We start from the raw sequence: 7526 nt of genomic DNA on the forward strand, positions 1-7526 counted from the left end.
CCACGTCGTCTCGATCGCCGGCGCCACCGGCTACCTCGTCGAGGTCGACGGCATCAGCCACCAGATCAGCCAGGACGAGGCCGGCGTCGTGCGCACCCCCGCCCCCGCCGTCGTCGTCGCCGTGCCGGTCGCGCCCGGCGACGAGGTCGAGGCAGGCCAGACCCTGGTGGTGCTCGAGTCCATGAAGATGGAGACCGCGGTGCGCGCGCCGTTCGCCGGCCGCGTCCGCGAGGTCCTCGCCGTGGTCAACTCGCAGGTCGACGCGGGCACGCCGCTCCTGCGGGTGGACCAGATCGCCGAGGAGGCCGTCACCGAGACCGTCGAGCGCGTGCAGTTCCCCGCGCCCGCCGCTGTCGTCACCGGCGACGCCGCGGCCGACGCGCTGGCCCGGCTCGACGCCCTCGAAGCGCTCGTCACCGGCTACGACGTCTCCGGCAAGCGCACCGCGACGCTGCTCGCCGAGTACGACCGGCTGCGCGGCGAGACCACCGAGAACTGCGACCTGGTGCGCGCCGAGCTGGCCCTGCTCACCACGTTCGCCGACGTGTGCGAGCTCTCGCGCAACCGCCCGACGCAGGACGAGGAGACCGGTGACGAGCGGGTGCACAGCCCCCGCGAGCACTTCCACGGCTACCTACAGTCCCTCGACGTCGAGGTCGGCGGCCTGCCCGAGAGCTTCCGGGCCCGGCTGGCGCAGGCGCTGCGGCACTACGACGTCACCGAACTGGACCGCACCCCCGAGCTCGAGGAGGCCGTCTACCGGCTGTTCCTCGCGCAGCAGCGCATCGAGACGCAGGTGCCGGTGGTCTCGGCGCTGCTCGAGCGCTGGCTCGAGGAGACCGAGGGACCGGCCGGCATCTCGCAGGAACTCAACGAGGTCCTCGACCGGCTCATCGTCGCCACCCAGGTGCGGTTCCCGGTGATCGGCGACGCCGCCCGCAACCTGCGTTACCGCCTGTTCGAGGAGCCGGTGATCCGCAAGGTCCGCGAGCAGGTGTACGACGGGGTCCGCGGCAGCCTCGCCCACCTCGCCGACAACCCCGGCGCCGCCGACCACGCGCAGCGGGTCGAGGCCCTCGTGGCCACGCCCGAGCCGCTGATCGACCTGCTCGCGCAGCAGATCGCCCGGCCGGAGACCGTGCCGGGGCCGCTGCTCGAGGTCATCACCCGTCGCGCCTACAAGATCCGCACGCTCGAGCAGGTGCAGTCCGACGTGCGCGGGGGCCGGCAGTTCGTCACCGGCAACTTCGACCTGCGCGGCACCCGCCTGTACCTGATCTCCACCGAGGCCCGGCACGCCGAGCTCGGGGCGGCACTGGACATCGTCGAGGAGTCGGCGGGCACCCTGCCCGGCACCGAGAACCTGGTGATCGACCTGTACCTCGCCTGGGACGACGCGCCCGCCGACGCCGACGCGCAGGCCGAGTCGCTCCGCGCGGTGCTGTCCGAGCGCGCGGTGACCGCCTCCGCCCGCCGCGTCACGGTGACGGTGTGCCACACCGACCGGGCCGAGGAGCACGTCTTCACGTTCCGGCCGTTCGAGACCGGGTACGCGGAGGAAGCCAACATCCGCGACATGCACCCGCTCACCGGTCAGCGTCTGGACCTGTGGCGGCTGAAGAACTTCGTCGGTACCCGCCTGCCGGCGAACCCGGACTCGTACCTGTATCACATTGCGGCGAACGAGAATCCGTCCGACGAGCGGCTCATCGCCCTCGCCGAGGTGCGGGACCTGACCCCGCAGCGCGACGAGACCGGCACGATCGTGGGGCTGCCCGCGTTCGAGCGCGCCCTGTCGAGCTGCCTCGACGCCATCCGCCGGTCGCAGGCCGGCCGCGGCAAGCGCCGCCTCGACGCGAACCGCGTGGTGCTGTTCGTGTGGCCCGAGGTGGACCTGAGCATCGACGACCTCAAGCGCGTCAGCCGTGGGGCGGCCCCGCTCACGGTCGGCGCCGGGCTCGAGGAGATCACCGTCATCGGCTGGTGGCGGGAGACCGCCGACGCCGAGGCCCGTGAGGTGGCCCTGCGGTTCTCGTACCGCTCCGGCGCCGGCGTGGTGGTGCGCGTGACCGATCCGCCGAAGGAGCCGCTGCAGCCGCTCGACGAGTACACCCAGAAGGTGCAGCGTTCGCGTGCCCGCGGCACCGTGTACCCGTACGAGCTGGTCCCGCTGCTCACCGGCAGGAGCGGCAGCTTCGTCGAGTACGACCTCGACGAGTCCGGTGCCGTGGTGCCGGTGCAGCGCCCGTACGGCCGGAACACGGCCGGGCTCGTCGTCGGGCTGGTCACCACCCCGACGTCGCGGTACCCGGAGGGCATGACCCGCGTGGCGCTGTTCGGTGATCCGACGAAGGCGCTCGGCACCGTCGCGGAGGCCGAGTGCGCGCGGGTCGTCGCCGCGATCGACCTGGCCGAGCAGCTCGGCGTCCCCGTCGAGTGGTTCGCGCTGTCCTCCGGCGCCACGATCTCCATGGAGTCCGGCACCGAGAACATGGACTGGGTCTCGCGGGCCCTGCGCCGCATCATCACCTTCACCCAGGGCGGCGGCGAGATCAACGTCGTGGTCACCGGCATCAACGTCGGCGCCCAGCCGTACTGGAACGCCGAGGCGACGATGCTCATGCACACCAAGGGCATCCTGGTGATGACCCCGGACAGCGCGATGGTGCTGACCGGCAAGCAGTCCCTCGACTACTCCGGTGGCGTCTCGGCCGAGGACAACTTCGGCATCGGCGGCTACGACCGCGTCATGGGCCCCAACGGTCAGGCGCAGTACTGGGCGCCGAACCTGTCGGCGGCGGTGGAGGTGCTCTTCGGGCACTACGAGCACGCCTACCTCGCCCCGGGCGAGCGGTTCCCCCGCAAGGCCGAGACCGTCGACCCGGTCGACCGCGACGTGCGGGTGTACCCGCACGTGCATCCGTCGAGCGACTTCACGACGGTGGGCGACATCTTCTCCGCGGAGACCAACCCGGACCGCAAGAAGCCCTTCGACATCCGCACGGTGATGCGCGCGGTGGTCGACCAGGACCATCCGGTGCTCGAGCGGTGGGCGGACATGGCCGACGCCGACACGTCGGTGGTGTTCGACGCGCACCTCGGTGGCAACGCGGTGACCGTGATCGGCATCGAGTCCCGCGCGATCTCCCGCAAGGGCTGGTTCCCCACCGACGGGCCGGACCAGTGGACGTCGGGCACGCTGTTCCCGAAGTCGTCGAAGAAGACCGCGCGGGCGATCAACGCGGCGAGCGGCAACCGGCCGGTGGTGGTGCTCGCGAACCTGTCCGGGTTCGACGGCTCCCCCGAGTCGCTGCGCAACCTGCAGCTCGAGAACGGCGCCGAGATCGGCCGGGCGATCGTCAATTTCGACGGCCCGATCGTCTTCGTCGTGGTCTCCCGCTACCACGGCGGTGCCTTCGTGGTGTTCTCCGGCGCGTTGAACGAGAACATGGAGGTGCTCGCGGTGGAGGGCTCGTTCGCCTCCGTGCTCGGCGGTGCCCCCGCCGCGGCGGTGGTGTTCACCCGCGACGTCAATGCGCGCACCGCGGCCGATCCGCGGATCACCGAGCTCGAGGCGCAGCTCGCTGCGGCCGAGGACGGCGAGAAGGCCCGCCTGCGGGTCGAGCTGGCGACGCAGCGCACCGCGGTGCGGTCGGAGAAGCTCGGTGAGGTGGCTGCGGAGTTCGAGGCCATCCACAACATCCAGCGCGCCCAGCAGGTCGGCTCCGTGCATTCGATCATCCCCGCGGCGGGCCTGCGGCCGGAGATCGTCGCCGCCGTCGAGCGGGGCATGGCGAAGGTGCTCGCGCAGTAAGCAGCACGACCCCCGAAAGGGCCTCGCACCGATTGCCGGTGCGGGGCCCTTTCTCGTGCCCCGAGGAGCCCGTCACGGCCTCTGCCGGCCGTCCCCGGTACCTCCCCCGCCCGGGGCGGCTGTCCGACGCCCTGGGGACATCCGGTCGAGTCGGTCCGCTCGTGCCCACCACCCCCGGATCGGGGGGGCCCAGGCCCGAAAATCGTTGGATGGTGAGCAAGCTCACAGGTTTGAGGAAGTGGGGGTATGGGTACCGGATTTCACCGCGCACGACCCCGGTCGATGCCGCTACATGCACCCTGTTGGCACTCGGTGCTACCGAGCGAGCACGGTCGCTGCCGGACCGCTCCGTGGGCGCTCCCTATCGGATGCTGTTGTCATACAGTCGATTCGAACTCGATCACATCGAGTCTCCGACAAACCGGCTGCATGTACGACGTAGTCCTGACCGCCGGGTAGCATCGCGCGCCATTTCGAACCACCCTCCGGCCGTTGCGTTTTGTGGCAAAGGTCCCGGAACGGACATGCAGTCGGCCGGTAGGTGAACAACGGCCGAGATTCGACCGTAACTCCTTGCCGAACAACAGTATTCAATGTCGTTAGCGTAAGTCATGGCCCTGCACAAGATATTTGCCGTCGGACATGACACACCGGGCGCAATGCTGCATCATTGGTGTCGACAGGGGAGAACGAGCGGAGCATCTACGTGAATTCGGTTGGCAGGGGCGAATATCGCGGAGCGTGCAGGGGCGCTCACATCAGCATCGCGCGGTAGCAGCCACGCCGGCCGGATTCCGGGCACCGACGCTCGGGACACCGGTATCACCGGTCCGACACATCTGTACTCGACGGCATCCGTCGAGCTCGCCGCATTCGAGGGAGAACCGACATGACCAGCACCATCGAACCGTCGTCCCGCACCACCGCCGCCGGCACCAAGCTGCGGGGCCGGGTCGCATTCGTGACCGGTGGAACGCGCGGCATCGGCGCGGCCATCAGCCGCAGCCTCGCCGCCCAGGGCGCCACGGTGGCTGCCGGGTACGGCCGCAACACCGCCCAGGCCGACCAGTTCCTCGCGGGCATCCAGGCTCACGGCCAGGACGGCGTCGAGTACAGCGTGCACAAGGGCGACGTCGCGAACGCCGACGACTGCCGTCGCACCATCGACGAGGTCATCCAGCGGCACGGCCGTCTGGACATCCTGATCAACAACGCCGGCATCACCATCGACCGCACGGTGCTGAAGATGGAGGACGACGACTGGAACAACGTCATCGCCACCAACCTCTCCGGCACGTTCTTCCTGGCCCAGGCGGCGCTGCGGCACATGCTCGAGCGCGGCACGGGACGCATCGTCAACATCTCCTCGGTCATCGGCGAGACCGGCAACATCGGCCAGGCCAACTACGCGGCGTCCAAGGCCGGCATGTTCGGCCTGACCAAGACCCTCGCCAAGGAGGCCGCGTTCGCGCTGGCCCGCTCCGGCAAGCTCACCCCGGACAGCATCGGCGTCACCGTCAACGCCGTCACCCCGGGCTTCGTCGCGACCGAGATGGTCGAGTCCATCCCGGAGAAGGTCCTCGACCGCATCAAGAGCACCATTCCGGTCAACCGCCTCGCCGATCCCGAGGAGATCGCCCGCGTCGTGCACTTCCTCGCCGCCGACGCCTCGTCCTACATCACCGGTCAGGTGTGGGGCGTCAACGGCGGACTGGACATGTGACCCGGCCGTCCCGGCTCCACGAACTCACCCACGACTGAACGGCCCGGCACATGCAGCCCTTCGAAACGAACCGCCACGGGCGAATCGTCTTCCCGTCCAATTTCTTTCCCGACATCGACTTCTCGACCGTCACCGACGTCGAGCAGCTCGACTCCGTGATCCGCCGCGACTTCGACACCAAGGCGCCGACGGCCTCGGAGATCCTCGCCCGCCACACGCGGGGCGACTACCGCAACAAGGTCGAACTCCTGCGTGATGTCGCACTGAATGCGTACTGGGCCAACCGTTTCGCGCTCACCATGTTCGACAAGCGGCCGACCCGATGGGCCGACGTGCCGCGCACCCGCGACGACCTGTACATGCCGGTCCTCACGCCCTGGCCCGATCAGGAGAGCAAGGTCGCCGAGGTCGAAGCCGCCTTCCGGCAGCTGCCCGCCGGCTGGGACGACGCCGCCGAGGACTGCATCTTCGAGACCGTCTTCGACGTCTTCGCCGCCCGCAAGCACGTCGCGGGCGCCCTGCCGACGGTCAAGCCGACCGTCGCGCAGCTCACCGCCGACCCGAAGAACATGACGCTGCGCCTCGGCAGCTACGACCCGAACTTCCGGGTCTACAGCTACGACGAGATCCTCGACTGCCACGAGGACGTCCCCGCGCTCGAGGCGCTGCGGCGCTGGTCGATGGTGCTGCACAACCAGCAGCCCTGGGACCGCAAGCAGGTCGAACTCGTCGAGGTGGGGCAGCTCCGCGACGACGACTACGTCGTGGTGTTCCACCCCCGCGACCGGCACGTGCAGCGGTTCATCTCGCGGGTCACCTCGGGCCGGACCGCGCCGGCGCCCCAGCGCGCCGCCGTCGAGCCCGTCCCGCCGGCCACGCCGTACCCGACGATCGACGTGCGCCGCGACTTCGCGGTGCAGCCGCGCATCGAGGCGCTCGCCGTCGCGCACGGTGACGTGGTGTGCACCAACGAGGACCTGATCCGCAACTCGGCGTACAACTGGTCGGCCATGACCGCCGACGAGGTGACCGCCAAGACCGGGATCGAGCAGCGCCGCTACACGTCGGGCTCGTTCTCCGAGCTCGCCCTGCAGGCGGCCCGCGCGGCCGTCGAGAAGGCACAGGTCGGCCCGGCCGACATCGGGGCGGTGCTGGTGTGCACCTGCACCAGCGACCGGCTCATCCCCTCGCTCGCGACGTACCTGTCCGGCGAACTGGGTATCGCCCAGACGCACGCGTCGTTCGACCTGGTCGCGGCGTGCGCGGGACTGCCGTACGGGCTGGCCGAGGCGACCCGGATCCTGCAGCATATCCGTCGTCCCGTCCTCGTGGTCTGCGTGGAGAAGTTCTCCGACAAGATCGGCAGTGTCCGTCCGTCCCGGATGATCTTCGGTGACGGTGCGGCCGCGCTCGTCGTCGGCGTCGCCCCCGAGGGTGCCGAACCCGACATCGAGTACCTGCAGACCTACGCGAGTGGACCCACCAGCGAGGTCAACTCGATCATCTGGCCCAACCCGGACTTCGACAACGCGATCACGGTGTACGGGCCGGAGGTCAAGAGCCTCGCGGGCCGCTACCTCACGCAGATGCTCGACGAGGTCCGCGCCCTGCCCGGCCTCGACGAGAGCGAGTCGCTGCTCGACGACATCGATCTGGTCGTCCCGCACCAGGCGAACAAGACGATGATCATCGACCTGGCGGCGAAGGCCGGACTCGCGGCGGACCGGCTGTACTTCAACATCGAGCAGGTCGGCAACGCGTCGTCGGCGAGCATCCCGCTCGCAATCCACGACGCGGTCCGCGACGGCGTCATCACCGAGCCCGTCCGGATCTTCGCACCCGGCTTCGGTGCCGGTGCCGTCGCCGGCTACTCGGTGATGCGGATCGACCCGGCGGTCGTGGCGATCGCACAGTAGCCGGCCCGGCTACCCGCGCGGCCCCCAGTCGTCCGCTGCTGCAATCGCAGTGGCGGACGACTGGGGGCCGAGC

Annotated in this window: 3 protein-coding genes; all 3 read left to right on the plus strand. The window is 69.9% G+C overall.

Features of this window, described 5'->3' with window-relative positions:
* Positions 1 to 3814, plus strand: a 3814-nt coding sequence (locus OEY_RS0102320) for a carboxyl transferase domain-containing protein (RefSeq protein ID WP_010592335.1), incomplete at its 5' end; no start/stop codon positions are given.
* Positions 3815 to 4703: 889 nt separating this feature from the next.
* A complete protein-coding gene (locus OEY_RS0102325; protein WP_010592336.1) occupies positions 4704 to 5537 on the plus strand; it encodes a 3-oxoacyl-ACP reductase family protein in 834 nt (277 codons plus the stop codon).
* A 50-nt stretch (positions 5538 to 5587) separates the two neighbouring features.
* Entirely contained in the window at positions 5588 to 7453 is a 1866-nt protein-coding gene (locus OEY_RS0102330; RefSeq protein ID WP_010592337.1) for a 3-oxoacyl-ACP synthase III family protein, read from the plus strand.
* Positions 7454 to 7526 lie beyond the last annotated feature (73 nt).

The sequence above is a fragment of the Rhodococcus sp. P14 genome, assembly GCF_000256505.1.
GTDB classification, from domain to species: Bacteria; Actinomycetota; Actinomycetes; order Mycobacteriales; family Mycobacteriaceae; genus Rhodococcus; species Rhodococcus ruber.